Genomic DNA, 17104 nt, shown 5'->3' with positions numbered 1-17104 from the left:
TCGAAGCCATGCCAGGGGACGACGGCCTGCTCACGCAGGACAGCACGCGCGGGCTCACCGCGGCCGAGGTGGCCGAGCGGGTCGCCGAGGGACGGACCAACGACGTGCCCTCGCGCACGAGCCGCAGCGCGTGGGAGATCGTCCGGTCGAATGTCTTCACCCGGATCAACGCGATCTTCGCGGTGCTCGCGGTCATCATCTTCTCCACCGGCTACCTGCTGGACGGGCTGTTCGCCGGGGTGATCGTGGCGAACAGCGTCGTCGGCATCGTGCAGGAGCTGCGCGCCAAGCGGACGCTGGACCGGCTCGCGATCGTCGGCCAGGTGCGCCCGCGCGTGCGCCGCGACGGGGTCAGCGGCGAGCTGGCCCCGGAGGAGGTCGTGGCCGACGACGTGATCGAGGTCGGCGCGGGCGACCAGGTCGTGGTCGACGGCGAGGTGCTGTCCGCGGACGCGCTCGAGGTCGACGAATCGCTGCTCACCGGCGAGTCGGACCCGGTGGTGAAGCGCGCGGGCGACCCGGTCATGTCCGGCAGCTTCGTGGTGGCCGGGAACGGCGCGTACCGGGCGACGAAGGTCGGCTCGGAGGCGTACGCGGCGAAGCTGGCCGAGGAGGCGGGCCGGTTCACCCTGGTCGATTCGGAGCTGCGGAACGGGATCAACAAGATCCTGAAGGTCATCACGTACCTGCTGGTCCCGGCAGGCGCGCTGTCGATCTACAACCAGCTCTCCGGTTCGCAGCAGCTGCCCGACGCGCTGCGCGGGATGGTCGCGGCGCTCGTCCCGATGGTGCCCGAGGGGCTGATCCTGCTGACGTCGGTCGCGTTCGCGGTCGGCGTGATCCGGCTGGGGCGGCGGCAGTGCCTGGTCAACGAACTGCCCGCGATCGAGGGCCTGGCCCGCGTGGACGTCGTCTGCGCGGACAAGACCGGCACGCTCACCGAGAACACGATGCGGCTGTCCGAACTGCGGCGGCTGCGGGAAGCGGGCGAGGCTCCGGAGACGGTGCTGGCCGCGCTCGCCGCCGCCGACCCGCGGCCGAACGCCAGCCTGGTCGCGATCGCCGAGGGCTGCCCGGCCGCGCCGGACTGGACGCCGACCGCCGTGGTGCCGTTCTCGTCGGCGCGGAAGTGGAGCGGCGCGGCGTTCGGCGAGCACGGCGACTGGGTGCTCGGCGCGCCGGACGTGCTGCTGCCGGCCGAGTCGGAGGAACGCGCGGAAGCGGAACGGATCGGCGCGCAGGGCCTGCGGGTGCTGCTGCTCGGCAGGGCCGCGAACGCCGTCGACGCGCCGGACGGGCCGGGCAAGGTCACGCCGGTGGCGCTGGCCGTGCTGGAACAGAAGATCCGCGGCGACGCTCGCGAGACGCTGGACTACTTCGCCGCCCAAGGCGTTGCGGTGAAACTGATTTCAGGCGACAACGCGGTGTCGGTCGGCGGCGTCGCACGCGCACTGGCCCTGCCCGGCGGCGAGGCCCCCGTCGACGCGCGGACGCTGTCCGAAGACCCCGGGAAGTTGGCTTCGCAGCTCGAAGAGACCGCGGTGTTCGGCCGCGCGACCCCGGCGCAGAAGCGGTCGATGGTCGCCGCGTTGCAGGCTCGCGGGCATACCGTCGCGATGACCGGCGACGGGGTCAACGATGTGCTCGCTTTGAAGGACGCCGACGTCGGCGTCGCGATGGGCGCGGGCAGCCCGGCGACGCGGTCCGTTGCGCAGATTGTCTTGCTGGACAACGCTTTCGCGACCCTGCCGCATGTCGTCGGCGAGGGTCGCCGGGTGATCGGGAACATCGAACGCGTCGCGAATCTGTTCCTCACCAAGACGGTGTACTCGGTGCTGCTGGCGTTGATCGTCGGCGTGCCCGGGCTGATCGGGCAGGACGCGATGCCGTACCCGTTCCTGCCCCGGCACGTCACGATCGTCGGCTGGTTCACGATCGGGCTGCCCGCGTTCGTGCTGTCGCTGGCTCCCAACAACGACCGCGCGCGCCCCGGCTTCGTCGGCCGCGTGCTGCGAATGGCGATTCCAGCCGGGGTGGTGATCGGGGCGGCGTCGTTCGTGTCGTACATCCTGGTTCATCCGGGGCATGCGACCACTAACGCCGCGCAGGTGCAGGCGAGCACTACGGCGCTGATGACGCTGATGGCGCTGGCATTGTGGGTGCTGGCGGTGGTCGCGCGGCCGTACACGTGGTGGAAGGCGGCGCTGGTCGCGACCATGGCGGTGGTTTCGGCGTTGATGTTCCTGTTGCCGTGGACCCGGGAGATTTTCCAGCTGGATCCGAGCAACACCAGGTACACGCTGACAGCAGTGGGCTGCGCGGCAGTGGGGCTGGTGTTGATCGAGGTCGGGCGGTGGATCGGGAACCGGGTGGGGAAATAGCCTCAGCGCGGGGCAGGGTCGGTCTTCGGGAGCCGGAGGTCGATCTGAAACCCGCGGTCGCCGCTGGTGATGAACGCTTCGCACCGCGGGACTCCGGTGACGAGGTGCCGATAGCGAGCGCTCATCGCCGCGGTCAGTTCGCCGACGCGCTGACCGTCGAGCCGCACCTCGATCGCGTAGGAACCCTTGTGCTTGCCACTGGACACAGTGGACGGTGCGAGCTCGGCGGCGACGATCGTGCGCAGCACGCCGGAATGGTAGTGCCGCAAGGTTCTCTGATGGTTTTCCTCCTTGGTGACGGTGACCGTCCGCTCCGGCGCCAGAAGATCGGCCTCGGCGAGCAGATTGGTGATCTCCAGCGCGTCCGGGCCCGCGAGGTGCAGGTACATCCCGTAGCGGCGGCCGTTTCCGCCGCCGGTGATCCGCGCCGGGCAGGTGCCGGCATAGCCGCTTTTGCCGAGCGCACGGAGAGCGGGCTGGTAACTGCGGGCGTCCGAACGGGACAGATAGCCGACGGTTTCGGTTCCGCCGGGGTGGATCGCGTCGACGCGGACGGCGTGGAGATCGTGCGGGTTCTGCGGTTCCGGCACGAGAAGCGCGACGACCGGGAGGTGCTGGTCGAAGCCGTCACCGGCGGCGATTCCTCTCGCCGCCCGCTGCAGCGCGGGCTGGTAATGCGCTTCGCCGACGATCGCGATTCGTCCGTCCGCCGACAGCCGCCGCCGGATCAGCGGGGCGGCCGGCGCGTCCTGGATCCGGTCCGGTTTGGGCCGTGCCGCAGGCGGTGCGACCACCACCGGCGGTGCGACGGGCGCGGTCATCGCCCGCAACGATCGCGCCAGCGCCGAGCTGGCTCGCGGAGTCGAGAAGTCGAAGGTCGCGCGATAGCCGTTCGGCCCGGAAAGCCGCACCGAACCGTATTCGAGGACGGGGAGCCGCCGGTTGTTCTTGTAGCGCCGGTCCGGCCCGCCCTTGACGTTGACGTACTGCCAGGTGTGCCCGACGACGCGGGCATCGCCGGGCACCGAACCGCTCTCGATGAACCGCTGGACGTCCGCCTCGATCCGCAGCTCTCCGTACTGGACGTCGGCGTACTGCTTGCCTTCGCGCAGCAGAACCCGGTCGGGCAGGAAATAGACCGCCCGATGGCTCGTGGCGAGCGACGGGACGGCGATGTTCGCGGACAGCTGCGGCGGGCCGCCGATGCCGCGGTCCAGCGAGTGCCGCTTGACCAGCGCGGATGCTCCGGCGTTGACCTTGTGCTGACGCGTCGTCGACAACGCCCCCGACGCGACGACGTGCCACGCCCGCCGCGCCTCCCGCACCGGTCCGAAGGCGTCGACCAGTCCCTGGAAGCGCTGCGCCTCCTCGGCGTCCTGCACGTCGTAGAACACCACGACGGTCCGCCGGATCCGGTCCTTGAGGAAAACCCACACCGTGAGCGGCACCCCGGCCAGCAGTGTCCACAGCGACGCGCCCGCCAGCGCGAGCGCGAGCACCAGGACCCACGGCCACCATCGCATCGACCGTGCCGCGGCATTGAGCTGGCCGACGAACTCGCTCGAATCGGCGGCCGCCATTTCGAGGGTGGTCGCGCCGGTGATGTCGGCCATGACGACGTCGCTCGCGGGCAGCAGCGGCGGTGCGCTCGGAGCCGTTGACCGGGTCGTCGTCCGATAACTGACCAGCCCGCCGCCGAGCGTGACGTAAGCACCGCGCGGACCGGTGCCGACGCGGAACCCGGGCACGCCGACGGACGCGCCGAGCCCGGCCCGCGACATGCTGACGCGCAGCGGACCGACCTTGACCCTCGTACGCAGATAGAACGACATAGGCGACCTTCGACGGACGGCATTTGCCCGCTCTGGATCGCCGTGCGTGCGCCGGTTGTTACGCGCCGCTCGGGAGATGGTGCTGCAAGGCGCCCAGCCCCTCGACCCGCTCCCGGGCCTGTTCGTCCTGCGCGGCCATCTCCGCGTCGGTCAGCACGATCGCGTCTGGGCCCGGGAAGACGGTCGACTCGTGGTCCGCGCCCTGCCAGCGGACGGTGAACGGCGGCCCTCCGTCCGGCGAACCCACCGCCACGATGCGGCCCCGGTGCTCCGGCACGTCCACGTGGATTCCCTTCACGACCAGCCAGTCTCCGCGCTGTGCGTGCATGTCGCCTCCTCAGAACGACGTCGTCGTCCGCAGCGATACCTCGTCGCGCTGGGCGTGAAACCTCGGAGTAGTCCGATCAGGGGTAAGCAAGTGACTCGCGGGGGCCGGTTCGGCTCAGACGCTTGAGGAGTTCCGCCGTCACGCCCGCCGCTGCACGTCCTTGGTCTGCATCAACTTCGTCAGCAACCCGACCAGCTGACCCCGTTCCTCGGCCGTCAGCGTTGCCGCCCAATGCTGCTCTCCCGCGTTGTAGGCCGCGAAGCAGCGGGCGAACGTTTTCTGCCCCTCCGGGGTCAGGTGCAACAGCACCGTCCGCCGGTCTTCCCGCGACGGTTCCTTCCCGACCAGGCCGTTCGAGGCGAGGTTCTCCACCGCGGCTGACACGGCCGCGCGGCTCATGCCCGACAGGGCCGCCACCCGGCGCAGTTCCAGCGGGCCGGACGCCGACAGCACCAGCAGCAGCCGCAAACCGGTGCTGCTCAGCTGTGCCGATTCGTTCAGCTTGATCTCGCCGAGCCGGGCGTGCAGGTCGTAAGACAGCAGGTCGGTGGCCCGGTGCAGGGTCATCACCAGGCGCATCGCGTCCGGGTCGACCTCGGGCAGGGTTTCGCTCACCGAGCGGACCGCGTGGTCGACGAAAGTCCAGTAATCCGGTTCGGCGGCTTCGGGCTCCCTCACGCCTCTCGATCATGCCAGGTTCCGCGAGATTGTCAAAGGTTGAACGTCAAAGCCTTGACAATGTTCCTGAGCGGCTTCTAGCGTTCCCGGCGTCCGAGAGAGCAATGGAGGTCTCGATGCGACACCGAACCCGAGGGCGCGTCGCCGCCGCGTGCGCGGCACTCGTGGCGTTGAGCGGGTGTGCCGCTCCGCAGGAGCCCGCACCGGAAGGCGCGCAGAAGAAAGGTGCCGGCGCGGAGGCCGCGGTCCAGGTCGACGCCGGTCTCAGCGCGCTGGTGCCGCAGCGGTACCGGGACAAGAAGACGATCACCGTCGCGACCAGCGCGAGCGTTCCGCCGCTCGCTTTCGTCGACAGCAAGAACAACAACGAGATCACCGGCGTGGTGGTCGACCTGACGAAGGCGTGGACGAAGCTGCTCGGGCTGGACGTGCAGGTCGTGCGGACCGAGGGCGGCAACGTGATGCCGGGAGTCCTTTCCGGACGGTTCGACGCCGTGATGTCGGTGGGGGACTTCAAATCCCGGCAGGGCACGATGGATTTCGTCGACTTCCTGCGCGGCGGCACCGCGCTCATGGTCCGTTCCGGAAACCCGCACGGCGTCAAGGGAATCGACGATCTGTGCGGCCGGTCGCTGGCCATCGGGCGCGGGTCGATCGAGGAGACCGACGCGCAGCGGGTCAGCAAGGAGTGCGTCGGCAAGGGCAAGCCCGCGGTGAACATCAACGCCTTCGCCGACGGGCAGGCGATGGTGCTGGCCCTGCAGAGCGACCGCGTCGAAACGGCGTGGAACGACATCGCGCCGGCGAACTACCTGATCAAACAGAATCCCGGCCAGTTCGAGCTGACCGGCGACGGCGTGCACTGGCTCGCGCCGTACGCGGCCGGGTTCCGCAAGGACGACCAGCAGTTGCGCGACGCAGCGCAGCGTGCGCTGCAGAAGCTCGTCGAGGACGGCGCCTACCGCAAGATCCTCGACGAATGGGGGCAGGGCTCGATCGCCGTCGACCGGATCGCGGTCAACGGTTCCCGGTTCTGAGCCGCCCGGTCCACCGAAGAAGGAGAAACGCATGGATTACCGCCGCATCGGCCGCGAGGGACCCGAGGTTTCCGCGCTGTCGCTCGGGTCGTGGAACACCTACAGCCGGATGACGTTCGAGGCGGGCGTCGCGCTCGTCCGGCGCGCGTTCGACCTCGGCATCGATTTCCTCGACGTCGCCTATTACCGCGACAAACCGCATACCGAGGTGCTGCTCGGCCGGATCCTCGACGTCGTCGGGAAACCGCGCGAGGACTACGCGATCGCCGAAAAGGTGTGGTACTTCGACTATCCGCGCCAGCCGCTGGCCGAACAGCTCGACGAGTCCCTGGTCCGGCTCGGCACCGAGTACGTCGACGTCATCATCACCGAGCACCCCCGGCCGGGGATGGACGTCCCGGCGATCGCCGAGGAACTCGCCGGGCTGGTCACCAGCGGCCGGGCCCGCAGCTGGGGCGCGCTGAACTGGTCGGCCGCCGATCTTCGCACCGCCTACGACCACGCCGCGGCGAAGGGGATTCCGACGCCGCAGCTGGTCCAGCTCAAGTACAGCGTCGCCCGGCGGTCCGTCGTGGACAGCGCGGAGTACCAGAAGCTGTTCGCCGACACCGGGATCTCGCTGCACGCCTCCGACACGATGGAGGGCGGGATCCTCGCCGGGAACCTCGACCCCGGCCGCAAGATCGGCATCGACACCGGCGGCATCCGCGAGCGGATCAAGGAACTCGTGCCGCGGCTGCGGGAGATCGCGGCCTCGTTCGACGCGAGCCCGTCGCAGCTCGCGCTCGCGTTCTGCCTGGCGCAGCCGGCGACGGCGTCGGTGCTGTTCGGGTCCACCCGGATCGCGCAGATCGAGGACAACGTCCGCGCGGTCGAGCTGGCGGGCGAACGCGGCGCGGAGATCGTGGCCGCGCTGGCCGGGCTCGGCGTCGCGGGGCACGAGAACGACGCGCCCTATCCGCACACCGAACGGACGCTCGGCGAGTTCGTCACCGTCTGACCCCTCGGCGGCCGTCCCCGCGACGGCCGCCGCCCGGGCTGTCCCGAAGGAGTCCTCATGTCGATCCCCACCTCCACCCGCGCGCCGGTCGAGGCCCCGGCGGGCGTCCGGTTCGCCCGGCGGCGGCAGCCCGCGCGCTGGCTCACCGCGGGCGTCGCGCTCGTGCTGGCCGCGATGTTCGCGCATTTCCTGATCACCAACCCGCGCTGGGACTGGCGGCTCGTCGGGGGCTACCTGTTCTCGGCCGACATCCTGCGCGGCCTGCTGAACACAGTGCTGCTGACCCTGATCAGCAGCGCGGCCGGGCTGGTCGTGGGCGTCGTCGTCGCGCTGATGCGGCTGTCCGGAGACCCGGTCCTGCGCTGGGTCGCGACCGCCTACATCTGGTTCATCCGCGCCATCCCGGCGCTGGTGCTGCTCCTGCTGATCTTCTTCCTGGGCGCGCTGCTGCCGAAACTGTCGCTGGGCATCCCGTTCGGCCCGGAGTTCCTCAGCGTGCCGACGAACCGGCTGATCTCGCAGTTCTCCGCGGCGGTCGTCGGGCTCGCGCTGGTGCTCGGGGCGTACAGCGCGGAGATCTTCCGCGCCGGGATCCTGTCCGTGCCGGCGGGACAGCTGGAAGCCGCGACCGCACTCGCGATGACCGGGCGGCAGCGACTGCGGAGAGTCGTTCTGCCGCAAGCGATCCGCGTGATCATCCCGCCGCTGAGCAACGAACTCGTCACCATGTTCAAGAACACCTCGCTGGTGTCGGTGGTCGGCTACACCGAACTGCTCACCACCGTGCAGCTCATCTACGGCCGCACCTACCAGACGATTCCTCTGCTGCTGGTCGCCTGCCTGTGGTACCTCGTGCTGACCAGCCTCGCGATGATCGGCCAGCGCTACCTCGAACGCCGTTTCGGCCGCGGGTTCACCGCGGGCCGCCCGGGCAAGGAGAACTCGCGATGACGTTCCTGCGGCTGTCCGGCGTGCGCAAGAGCTTCGGCCCGCTCGAGGTGCTGCGCGGCGTGGACCTCGACGTCGGCCAGGGCGAGGTGGTGTGCCTGATCGGCCCGTCCGGCTCGGGCAAGAGCACGCTGCTGCGCTGCGTCAACCACCTGGAGACGGTGGACGGCGGCGAGATCCGGCTCGAAGACGAGCTGATCGGCTACACGCGCAAAGGCGACACGTACTACCCGCTCAGCGACCGTGCCGCCGCTCGCCAGCGTCGTCGGTTCGGGATGGTGTTCCAGGGCTTTCACCTGTTCCCGCACCTGACCGTGCTGGAGAACATCCTGGAAGCGCCCACCCGGGTCCTGTGCCGGTCGCGCAGTGCGTGCACCGAGCAGGCGCACGAGCTGCTGGCGTCGGTCGGATTGGCGGAGAAGCACGCGGCGTATCCGCGCGAGTTGTCCGGCGGGCAGCAGCAGCGCGTCGCGATCGCGCGGGCGCTGGCGATGGAGCCGGACGTGATGCTGTTCGACGAGCCGACGTCCGCGCTCGATCCGGAGCTGGTCGGCGAAGTCCTCGGCGTCATGCGGCGGCTCGCGGAACGGACGATGACGATGATCGTGGTGACCCACGAGATCGGCTTCGCCCGGCAGGTGTCGGACCGCGTGGCGGTGATGGACGGCGGGACGATAGTCGAACTCGGCACGCCGGAGGAGGTTTTGGGAACGCCGAAACACCGGACGACGCAGGCGTTCGTGCGGTCGCTGGGGGAGCGGGCCTGAGGGAGGGCCGGGCCGGCCCTCCCTCGTCTCAACGGCTCAGGTGAGCCAGGAACTCGTCGTTGAACCGTTGCCCGATCCGCTGCACCGCGTGCGGGCTGCCGGGGAACAACACCCGCTTCGCGGGCAATGTTTCCGCCAGGGCGTCGGCGACTGCCTCGAATCCAGGAGTGCCGCCGCCGGTCACCACCAGTTTCGGGAACGACGTGCGGGCCAGCGCCTCCGAGGGGACACCCGTTTCCCAAGGCCGTTCCGTCATCAGATTGCGGGCGGCCTCCAGCAACGGTGGCGGAAGCGGCGACGGCAACGGCAGATCGACGTTCAACACCCGCAGGAACCGGGCCACGAACGTCGCCGGCCCGCTGTCTTCGGCAGCCGCCCAGCAGTTTCGAAGGGCGTCGGCGAGCAGGTCGGCGGCGGGGCGGCCGGCACCGTTCGGCAGGGCGGGCGGTTCGACCACGGTCAGCGACCAGACTTTGCCCGGCGCGAGCGCGGCGGCCCGCATGGCCACCACTCCGCCCATCGACGTGCCGAGCAGATGCGCTCCGTCGCCCAAGAGTTCGGCGACGTCGGCGGCGTCGCGGTCCGGGTCGATCCGGTCGGTCGGCGGGCTGGGCCGGTATCCCCGGCGGTACGGCGCGATGATCCGGAACCGGTCGGCAAGCACCTTTTGCTCGCTGAACGCGGCAGCGGCCGAATTCAGGCTGCCGTGCACCATCACGATCGGCGGGCCGGATTCTCCCCACCGTTCGACAGCCAAGCCGGTCATCGCGCGGCTGCCTCGGCCCGGGCGAAGACGCCGCGGTCGATGTCGAGGCGGCGGGATTCGAAACGCCAGCCGTCGGCGGTGCGGACCACGACGTCCTGGTAGACGCCGGTCGCGATGACGAACGGCGGTGCTTCGACCTGCAGTTTGGCGACCAGGCAGGTGACGGTCGCGCGGTCGGCTTCGCCGGTCACGACGTAGTTCGTCAGCAGGTGGCGGGCACCGTCCTCCTTGCCCGCCGCGATGTGGCCCTTGATGAACTCGACCCGCTCGGCGCGGCCGGTGAAGGTGCCGTAGGTGGAAACGAACTGCCCGTCCGGGATCCAGGCATCGACCCACCCGTCGACGTCGTGGTTGTCGAGGGCGCGCATCTGGGCGTTCGAGAGCTCGACGATCGCAAGCTTGTCCTCAGTGGATAGTGGCATGACGGCGTTCTCCTCTGGCAGCGCGGATTTGCGTTGCGCAGAGTCTGCGCGGCCCGCCGTGCCAGGACTATCGCCTGCGCGAACTGCCGTCGTCGGTTTCGCGCAACACGGCGGACGGCGATTCGCCGAACCGGCGTTTGAACTGGGCGGCGAAATCGCCGAGATGCACGAAGCCGCAAGCGAGCGCGGTCGCGGTCACCGTGGCACCGGCGGGATCCGCCGCGGCCAGCAGCGCGCGGGCGCGGTCGAGACGCTGTTCGCGGAGCCATTCGCTGAGGGTCCGGCCGGTTTCGCGGCGGAAGCCGATCTGCAGGCTGCGTAGGGACACCCCGCAATGCCGGGCCACTTCGGCCATCGAAAACGACTCCGGCAGGTGCGCCAGCAGGTAGTCCATCGCGCGCCGGACCCGCGCCGACGAGGGAGCTTTCGTCTCGGCGGCAAGGGTTTCGCTGAGGGTGTTCGGGTGGCCGAGCAACAGGGCCTCGGCCAGCAGCGCCTCGAGATGCCCGGGCCGCGCGCCCTCGGCGGAAAGGTGGATCGCCGCTTCGACCAGCGCCAGCACGCCGGGGGAGACGGTGTCCGCCCGGAGGTCGAACTGCACCGCGACCGTGCCGGGCGTCCCGGCGAGCAGTGCGGCGGTCCGCTCGACCAGCGGCCGGTCGAGGCGCAGCACGACCTGGTCGAACGCGTCGTCGAAGTCGAGCCGGAACGAGCGGTACGGATTCACCACCGACGCCGACCCCGGCCGCAGCACCGCGCTCGTGGTGCCGTAAGCGAACCGCGCCCGGCCGCTCACCGGCAGCGAAAGCAGGAATTCGTCCTGTTCGGGAGCCAGTTCCGAGATGCGCACAGCCGCGCCGTACCGCAGCCGGTTCACCGAAACCGAGCCGGCGGCGAGGTGATCGAGCCGCGCGGACAGCCGGCGATCGCGCACCAGCAACGCGTGCGGACGCAGGGCGGTGCTGCACGCGCCGACGACCTCGTCCACGTCGTCGGCGGCGCTCACCATCCGTCGCCCGCGCGTCCGCACGAGCTCGGCGATCCCGGCCACCCGGCTCATCCGCGGGATCGTACGCCGTCAGACGAGCTTGGCGGTAACCACCGGACGCTCCGTCGGCCCGCTGTTCACATTGGTCCGACGATGCCACCGCAGTTGGCCGTCACCGAACTCGATGGTGATCGTGTCGTGGAACGGCGATTCCACGAAGTACCACTCCAGCACCAGCATCCCCGGGGAACTCCACTGCGCGGCGGCGAGGACACGCGTCGATTCGGCCTGATACGAGTGGTGCAGCTGCCATGTGGTCACTCCGGTATCCGACTCGACCCACGTGGACAGTCCACAACGGACGGAGTGGCGACCGCGATCGTCCTCCAAGGTCACCACAAGGTCATCACCGTCCACAGTGAACGAGATAGCGGACAGTCCGTCCTCATTGGACTCGCACTCGTACCGCTGGCCGTCCAGCTCGACGGTGGTCGGCGAAAGTGCGGGAGCAGCAACAGCGAGTTCGGCAGCCAACGAAGCATCAGCCGCCGGGGAAGGAGTGCCGGTAAAGGCGGGCACCAGCAGGTCATGCACCAGACCGGACAACAGGCGGTGCTTGCCGTGCGTGATGCTGCCTGTCGTGGCGACAACGGCGTCGTATTGGGGGAGTACGAAGACGTCCTGGCCGAACATTCCGGACGCCCGGTATCCGCCGTCGGCGTCGAGCCACAGTTGGTATCCGTAACCCTCCGGGCGTTCGTCTCCGGCGGAGGCGGACGGGACGAATTCGGTGCCGTTCCAGCTTCCGGCGTCGGCGTTCTGCACGTGCCACGCGGTGGCCTCGCGCACCCATCCGGCGGGCAGGATCCGGTCGCCTTGCCAGAGGCCGTCGTGCAGGTGCAGGACGCCCCATTTCAGGAAGTCGACGCTGCGCAGGCTCAAGCCGTTCCCGCCGGAGCAGATGCCTTCCGGGTCGGTGTCCCAGGTGTGTCCGGCGAAACCGAGCGGCTCGAACAGTCGTGGCTGCAGGTAGTCGTAAACAGAGAGGCCCGATGCCCGGTGCACGATGGCGGACAGCATGTGCGACGTCGCGCTGGAGTAGGTGAACGTCTTGCCCGGCGGCAGATCCACGGGGGTGCGCAGGTATTCCCGCACCCAGCTGGTTTTCAGCAGCCGCCAGGTTTTGCCGGACAGGCCGACGCGGTGGCCGGTTCGCATGGTCAGCAGGTCTTCGACGGTGATGGCGCGCAGGTGCTCCGACGCGTCGGGCGGGACGAGTTCCGGGAAGAACGTAGCCAGACGGTCGTCCAGGCGCAGCAAGCCTTCGTCCAGGGCTAGGCCGATTGCGGTGCCGACAAAGGACTTCGTCGCCGAGTGTGTCGTGTGTGGACGGTCGCTGCGGTAGGGCCACCAGTAGTGTTCGAAGGCCAGCTTGCCCGAGCGGTAGACGAGCAGGCTGTCGAGCGAGATCCCGTCGGCGGTCAGCCGGTGCAGGAAGCCGCGCACGCGCTGGGCGTCGAGGCCCGCGTCGGACGGGGCGGCGGAGGGGAAGGTCACGAAGGCTCCTGGACGAGTGTTTTCTTGCGGTTCGCGAGCCGTTCGGCGACGCGCGAGAGGGCGATGTTGACGACGATGTAGAGCAGCCCGGCCCCGACGTAGGCCTGGATGAAGTCGCCGCTGAACTCGCCGAGCACCTTGCCGTTGTTGAGCAGTTCGGCGATGCCGACGACGTAGCCGAGGCTGGATTCCTTGATCACCCGCACGGTCTGGCTGATCAGCGCGGGCGCGAGCGCGCGGGCCGCCTGCGGGAGCACGACGAACGTCATGACCTCCCAGTGCCGCAGGCCGATCGCGTGCCCGGCCTCGCTCTGGCCGCGGCCCACGGCGAGGATCCCGGCCCGCACGATCTCGGCGAAGATCGCCCCGGCGTGCGCGACGATCGCCAGCACCAGCTGCCAGAAGATCGGCACCCGGACGCCGAGGATCGGCAGCCCGAACATGAAGAAGAACAGGATCAGCAGCAGCGGCATCGCGCGGAAGAACTCGATGACCGCGGCGGACGGCCAGCTCAGCCACCGCTTCCGGCTCAGCCTGCCGAGCGCGAGCAGCACGCCGACCGCGACCGACAGCACCGTGGACACCAGGCCGACCAGCAGCGTCATCGCCAAGCCCTGCACCAGGAACCGCAGCATCGCGCCGTCGACGAGGATCGCCCAGCGGGCCGGGTCGAGCTGGCCGGAGGCGCCGAGCTTGACGAGGACGAGGGTCAGCAGCCCGAGCAGGACGAGTCCACAAAGGATGGACACGGTGCGCAGCCGCGCCTTGGCCTTCGGGCCGAGTGCGTCGAAGAGGATGTCGTCGTTCACCGGAGCACCCGGACCTTTCGCTCGACGAGCCGCACGACCCCGCTGACCGCCAGGTTGATCACGAGATAACCGCAGGCCGCGACGGCGAAGGCCAGGATCGGTTCGGCGGTCTCGAGGTTGAAGGAGCGGGTTTCGAGGGTCAGTTCGTCCACGCCGACGGCCGCGCCGAGCGCCGACCCCAGCGCGACGTTGATCAGGATCGTGCCCAGCGGCTGCACCATCGCGCGGAACGCTTGCGGCAGCAGGACATCGAGCACGACCCGGCGGAACGGCAGCCCGATCGCCCTGGCCGCCTCGACCTGCCCGCGATCCACCGCGCGGATGCCCGAACGGACGGTTTCGCAGACGTACGCGCCGAAGTAGACGCCCAGCGCGAGCACGAGGCACCAGAACAACGGAATCAGCACACCGGCGTCGGGCAGTCCGAAGATGAGCAGCACGGCGATCAGCAGCAACGGCGAATTGCGGACGAGGTCGACATACAGCCGTCCGGCGGCGCGCAGCGGCCGGACCGGGCTGATCCGGCAGATCGCGACGACGCAGCCGAGGACGAGCGCGAGCGGGAAGGCGCACGCGGTGAGCAGCAAAGTGGTGGTGAAACCGCCGAGGATTTCCCCGGCGTGACCGGAAAGCACGGGTGATCTCCCTTCAGGAGCCGGGGACGGAGCCGGGCACGGGCGGCTCGGGGGCGGGACCGGACACGAGCGGGCCGACGGTCTGCTCCCACAGCCGCCGCCAGCTCCCGTCGGCGGCGATGCGCCGCAGGAATCCGACGACGATCTCCTTGAACGCCGGATCGTCCTTCGGCAGCCCGATGCCGAACGGGCTGCTTCCGTACGTCGCGGGTGTCATCCGCAGCCGTGCGTCGACCGCCGCTTTGCCCAGCAGGATCGCGGTGTTCGCCGACCACGCTTGGACCCGGCCCTGCCGGACCGCGGCGGCGCACTGGCTCGATTCCTCGAACACCACCGCACGCGCCTGCGGACACGCTTTCCGCAGCGCTTCCTGCGCCGCGCCGGGCTGTACAGCGACGTCTTTCCCGGCCAGCTCGCGCACGGCCGTGACCTGCGGACCGTCCGCGGCAGTGACGATGCCGGAGCGCGCCAGGTAGTACGGCCCGGCGAACGAGACGAGCCGCGCCCGGCTTTTGCTGATCGTGTAAGTACAGACGGCGACGTCGACGGATCGGTTCTGCAGGATCGCTTCGCGCGTGTCGGCGCCGCCGGTGATGCTGTCCACCTCGGGCGTGCCGAGCAGGTATTTGGCCAGCAGCTGGGCGATTCCGATGTCGAAGCCGGTGATCTTGCCGGTCGCCGGGTTCATCATGCCGAATCCGGGGGTGGTCACCGAAGCGGACTGCCGCAGGACGCCTTGGTCGCGGATCCGGCGCAGCGTCGGCGTTTCCGGCAGGTCGACGCCGACCGGTCCGCGCGCGACGGCGTCGGCCTGGTCGAGCGTGGCGTAGGCGGGATTGCCTGCTGTGCGTGTGGTTCCGCCGCTGCACGAGGCGAGCAAGGGGACGGTGCCGGCGGCGAGCAGCGCGGCTCGGCGGGTGAGGGGAGCGGACACGGAGGCCTCCAGGCTCAGTGGCTGAGCACGCGGGCGAGGAAATCGCGGGCGCGTTCGGTCTGCGGCGAGCCGAAGAAGACGTCCGGCGTGGCGGATTCGGCGATCCGGCCGTCGGCCATGAAGACGACGCGGTCGGCGGCCTTGCGGGCGAAACCCATCTCGTGGGTCACCACGATCATCGTCATGCCGTCGGCGGCGAGCGCGGTCATCACGTCGAGCACCTCGTGGATCATCTCCGGGTCGAGCGCGCTGGTCGGTTCGTCGAACAGCAGCACGCGCGGCTCCATCGCCAGCGCGCGGGCGATCGCGACCCGCTGCTGCTGACCGCCGGACAGCTGTGCGGGGTACTTGTCCCCGTGCGCGCCGACGCCCACCCGTTCCAACAGCTCGTCGGCCCGTTTCCGCGCGTCGTCGCGGCTGAGCCCGCGCACGCGGACCGGGCCGAGCATCACGTTGTCCCGCACGGTTTTGTGCGCGAAGAGATTGAAGGACTGGAACACCATGCCGACGTCCGCGCGCAGCCGGGCGAGGTCCGCGCCCTCGGCGGGCAGCGGGCGGCCGTCGATCTCGATCGAGCCCTCGTCCGCGGTCTCCAGCCGGTTGACGCAGCGGCACAGCGTCGATTTCCCGGACCCGGACGGGCCGATGACCACGACGACCTCGCCGCGCCGGACGTCGAGGTCGATCCCGGTCAGCACCCGGGCCGATCCGAACGACTTGCCGACGCCGCGCAGCCGTACCAGGGGCTGATCTGTGCTCATGAGTGCTCCTCGTCGAGCCGGCGGGTAGGGTTCACTACACAACGGAGAACCCTCCGGCATCTTGTAGTAGCCACTACGTCCAGTCAAGGGTGTCATGTCCACTACCTATCTCGGCGGCGACCACTTCGACGACCACGTCCGCGCCCGGCTCGACGACCTCAAGCCGGCGGAACGCCAGGTCGCCCGGTTCATGCTGGCCAATCCGAACGAGGTGCTGTTCTCGTCGGCGGGCGACCTCGGCGCGGCGGCCGGGACCAGCGACGCGACCGTGGTCCGCACCGCGAAAGCGCTCGGCTATTCGGGGCTGCCGGAGCTGAAACGCCACCTCGGCCAGACGTTCACCGCGCGCACCGAGCCGACCGTCCGGCTGAGCGCGGCGATGGAGAACCTCGGGTCGACCGGTTCGCGCCAGATCGACCGGGTGATGGCCGACAGCGCCGAGCGGCTGCAGGAAATGCAGCGCCAGCTCGCGCCGGAAGCGGTCGAGGAGGCGGCGCGGCTGCTGCTCGCCGCCAGGATGGTGTTCACCTGGGGGCTCGGGCTGTCGTCGGTCTGCGCCGAGTACGCCGCGTTCCGGCTCGCCCGCCGCGGGCTGGTCACGCGGCACTGCGACGACACCGGCTTCCGGCTCGCGGACGCGATGCTCCCGCTGAGCGCCGACGACGCGGTGCTGGTGTACGTCCCGGCCCGGCAGAACCGCGACGTCGAGCTGATCCTGCGCTACGCGGAGGAGGTCGGCGCGCCGGTAGTGCTCGTGACGAGCCAGCTGTCCGCGGACCTCGAATCCCGGGTCCGCGTCGTGCTGCCGGCGCCGGATTCCCCGACGAAGTTCACCGGCGAGACCCTGACCGCCTCGATCGTCACCGACATCCTCGCGCACACCATCGCGGGCCGGGAGCCGGACCGCGCGAAGACGGCCGCGGACCTGCTGACCCGGCTCCGGGCGGACCTCGGCGAGCGGAAGTAGCGCTCGCCGGGCGACGATCGCGGTTTTCCCCGCGATCGCCCCTCACGAGGTCGGCCGACCGGCCGACCGGCCGTTGCCCGCCCGCCTCACGAGGTCGTGGTGCTCTGGGGCTTCGGGTTGTGCGGTCTTGCGCCCCAATGTGGCATTGGGTGCGTCAGATGCACCCAATGCCACATTGGGGCGCTCGCCACCGTAGCCAGCCCGGTGTCCGCTCTAACCGGCATAACCCTCACGACCCTGGCCAGCCGCGGCAAGCTCCGCCCGCCGCCCGCCGCCCGCCGCCCGCCGCCCGCC

Annotated in this window: 17 protein-coding genes; 6 read left to right on the top strand and 11 right to left on the bottom strand. The window is 70.0% G+C overall.

Annotated features, from left to right (window positions below):
• Nucleotides 1-8 precede the first annotated feature (8 nt).
• Entirely contained in the window at nucleotides 9-2381 is a 2373-nt protein-coding gene (locus WA670_RS30705; protein WP_336159625.1) for an HAD-IC family P-type ATPase, read from the top strand.
• 2 nt (nucleotides 2382-2383) lie between these two features.
• Here the strand turns inward: WA670_RS30705 and WA670_RS30700 are convergent, their stop codons facing one another.
• The 3 genes from WA670_RS30700 to WA670_RS30690 all read right to left on the bottom strand — a co-directional run bounded on the left by WA670_RS30700 (nucleotide 2384) and on the right by WA670_RS30690 (nucleotide 5219).
• The gene (locus WA670_RS30700; protein ID WP_336159624.1) at nucleotides 2384-4213 is read right to left on the bottom strand and encodes a DUF4236 domain-containing protein; all 1830 of its coding nucleotides are present in this window, start codon (nucleotides 4211-4213) and stop codon (nucleotides 2384-2386) included.
• 58 nt (nucleotides 4214-4271) lie between these two features.
• Complete coding sequence (locus WA670_RS30695) at nucleotides 4272-4541, bottom strand: DUF1918 domain-containing protein (RefSeq protein ID WP_037820140.1); 270 nt, start codon at nucleotides 4539-4541, stop codon at nucleotides 4272-4274.
• Between the two features lie 138 nt (nucleotides 4542-4679).
• The gene (locus WA670_RS30690; RefSeq protein ID WP_238607037.1) at nucleotides 4680-5219 is read right to left on the bottom strand and encodes a MarR family winged helix-turn-helix transcriptional regulator; all 540 of its coding nucleotides are present in this window, start codon (nucleotides 5217-5219) and stop codon (nucleotides 4680-4682) included.
• A gap of 116 nt (nucleotides 5220-5335) precedes the next feature.
• On the opposite strand from WA670_RS30690, the gene WA670_RS30685 reads away from it, so the two are divergent.
• The 4 genes from WA670_RS30685 to WA670_RS30670 are packed head-to-tail and all read left to right on the top strand — an operon-like array spanning nucleotide 5336 to nucleotide 8971.
• On the top strand, nucleotides 5336-6256 hold the full coding sequence (locus WA670_RS30685; protein WP_336159623.1) for an ABC transporter substrate-binding protein: 921 nt from the start codon (nucleotides 5336-5338) through the stop codon (nucleotides 6254-6256).
• Nucleotides 6257-6287: 31 nt separating this feature from the next.
• On the top strand, nucleotides 6288-7256 hold the full coding sequence (locus WA670_RS30680; protein WP_238607035.1) for an aldo/keto reductase: 969 nt from the start codon (nucleotides 6288-6290) through the stop codon (nucleotides 7254-7256).
• A gap of 57 nt (nucleotides 7257-7313) precedes the next feature.
• Nucleotides 7314-8207, top strand: coding sequence for an amino acid ABC transporter permease (locus WA670_RS30675; protein ID WP_037820147.1), 894 nt, complete (start codon nucleotides 7314-7316; stop codon nucleotides 8205-8207).
• Nucleotides 8204-8971, top strand: coding sequence for an amino acid ABC transporter ATP-binding protein (locus WA670_RS30670; protein ID WP_238607034.1), 768 nt, complete (start codon nucleotides 8204-8206; stop codon nucleotides 8969-8971). Before WA670_RS30675 ends, WA670_RS30670 begins: the two co-directional genes overlap by 4 nt.
• A gap of 28 nt (nucleotides 8972-8999) precedes the next feature.
• Here the strand turns inward: WA670_RS30670 and WA670_RS30665 are convergent, their stop codons facing one another.
• From WA670_RS30665 to WA670_RS30630, 8 genes are all read right to left on the bottom strand, one after another.
• Complete coding sequence (locus WA670_RS30665; protein ID WP_336159622.1) at nucleotides 9000-9737, bottom strand: alpha/beta fold hydrolase; 738 nt, start codon at nucleotides 9735-9737, stop codon at nucleotides 9000-9002.
• Nucleotides 9734-10159, bottom strand: coding sequence for a nuclear transport factor 2 family protein (locus WA670_RS30660; RefSeq protein WP_037820151.1), 426 nt, complete (start codon nucleotides 10157-10159; stop codon nucleotides 9734-9736). Before WA670_RS30660 ends, WA670_RS30665 begins: the two co-directional genes overlap by 4 nt.
• Nucleotides 10160-10226: 67 nt before the next feature.
• Nucleotides 10227-11219 (bottom strand): AraC family transcriptional regulator, encoded by a 993-nt coding sequence (locus WA670_RS30655; protein ID WP_275295284.1) that lies wholly within the window; start codon nucleotides 11217-11219, stop codon nucleotides 10227-10229.
• 18 nt (nucleotides 11220-11237) lie between these two features.
• Nucleotides 11238-12704 carry a serine hydrolase domain-containing protein gene (locus WA670_RS30650; RefSeq protein ID WP_336159621.1) on the bottom strand — a complete coding sequence of 489 codons (1467 nt, stop codon included), beginning with the start codon at nucleotides 12702-12704 and terminating at the stop codon, nucleotides 11238-11240.
• Nucleotides 12701-13513 (bottom strand): amino acid ABC transporter permease, encoded by an 813-nt coding sequence (locus tag WA670_RS30645; RefSeq protein WP_336159620.1) that lies wholly within the window; start codon nucleotides 13511-13513, stop codon nucleotides 12701-12703. Before WA670_RS30645 ends, WA670_RS30650 begins: the two co-directional genes overlap by 4 nt.
• The gene (locus WA670_RS30640; protein WP_051729800.1) at nucleotides 13510-14148 is read right to left on the bottom strand and encodes an amino acid ABC transporter permease; all 639 of its coding nucleotides are present in this window, start codon (nucleotides 14146-14148) and stop codon (nucleotides 13510-13512) included. Before WA670_RS30640 ends, WA670_RS30645 begins: the two co-directional genes overlap by 4 nt.
• Nucleotides 14149-14161: 13 nt before the next feature.
• Complete coding sequence (locus tag WA670_RS30635; protein ID WP_051172920.1) at nucleotides 14162-15082, bottom strand: transporter substrate-binding domain-containing protein; 921 nt, start codon at nucleotides 15080-15082, stop codon at nucleotides 14162-14164.
• A 14-nt stretch (nucleotides 15083-15096) separates the two neighbouring features.
• Nucleotides 15097-15843: an amino acid ABC transporter ATP-binding protein gene (locus WA670_RS30630; protein ID WP_134662418.1), complete on the bottom strand. Its 747-nt coding sequence runs from the start codon at nucleotides 15841-15843 to the stop codon at nucleotides 15097-15099.
• 94 nt (nucleotides 15844-15937) lie between these two features.
• Here WA670_RS30630 and WA670_RS30625 point away from each other — a divergent pair, with 94 nt between their 5' ends.
• The gene (locus tag WA670_RS30625; protein ID WP_051172918.1) at nucleotides 15938-16810 is read left to right on the top strand and encodes a MurR/RpiR family transcriptional regulator; all 873 of its coding nucleotides are present in this window, start codon (nucleotides 15938-15940) and stop codon (nucleotides 16808-16810) included.
• Nucleotides 16811-17104: the final 294 nt, after the last annotated feature.

The organism is Amycolatopsis sp. VC5-11 (genome assembly GCF_037034185.1).
Taxonomy (GTDB): Bacteria; Actinomycetota; Actinomycetes; order Mycobacteriales; family Pseudonocardiaceae; genus Amycolatopsis; species Amycolatopsis nivea.
Note: the sequence above shows the minus strand (reverse complement) of the source record. Positions and strands in the feature narration are given on the sequence as shown.

Coding starts and splice junctions, on each gene's coding strand:
- WA670_RS30705 (WP_336159625.1), top strand. CDS start 9: ATGCCAGGGGACGACGGCCTGCTCACGCAGGACAGCACGCGCGGGCTC.
- WA670_RS30700 (WP_336159624.1), bottom strand. CDS start 4,213: ATGTCGTTCTATCTGCGTACGAGGGTCAAGGTCGGTCCGCTGCGCGTC.
- WA670_RS30695 (WP_037820140.1), bottom strand. CDS start 4,541: ATGCACGCACAGCGCGGAGACTGGCTGGTCGTGAAGGGAATCCACGTG.
- WA670_RS30685 (WP_336159623.1), top strand. CDS start 5,336: ATGCGACACCGAACCCGAGGGCGCGTCGCCGCCGCGTGCGCGGCACTC.
- WA670_RS30680 (WP_238607035.1), top strand. CDS start 6,288: ATGGATTACCGCCGCATCGGCCGCGAGGGACCCGAGGTTTCCGCGCTG.
- WA670_RS30675 (WP_037820147.1), top strand. CDS start 7,314: ATGTCGATCCCCACCTCCACCCGCGCGCCGGTCGAGGCCCCGGCGGGC.
- WA670_RS30670 (WP_238607034.1), top strand. CDS start 8,204: ATGACGTTCCTGCGGCTGTCCGGCGTGCGCAAGAGCTTCGGCCCGCTC.
- WA670_RS30665 (WP_336159622.1), bottom strand. CDS start 9,737: ATGACCGGCTTGGCTGTCGAACGGTGGGGAGAATCCGGCCCGCCGATC.
- WA670_RS30660 (WP_037820151.1), bottom strand. CDS start 10,159: ATGCCACTATCCACTGAGGACAAGCTTGCGATCGTCGAGCTCTCGAAC.
- WA670_RS30655 (WP_275295284.1), bottom strand. CDS start 11,219: ATGAGCCGGGTGGCCGGGATCGCCGAGCTCGTGCGGACGCGCGGGCGA.
- WA670_RS30630 (WP_134662418.1), bottom strand. CDS start 15,843: ATGAGCACAGATCAGCCCCTGGTACGGCTGCGCGGCGTCGGCAAGTCG.
- WA670_RS30625 (WP_051172918.1), top strand. CDS start 15,938: ATGTCCACTACCTATCTCGGCGGCGACCACTTCGACGACCACGTCCGC.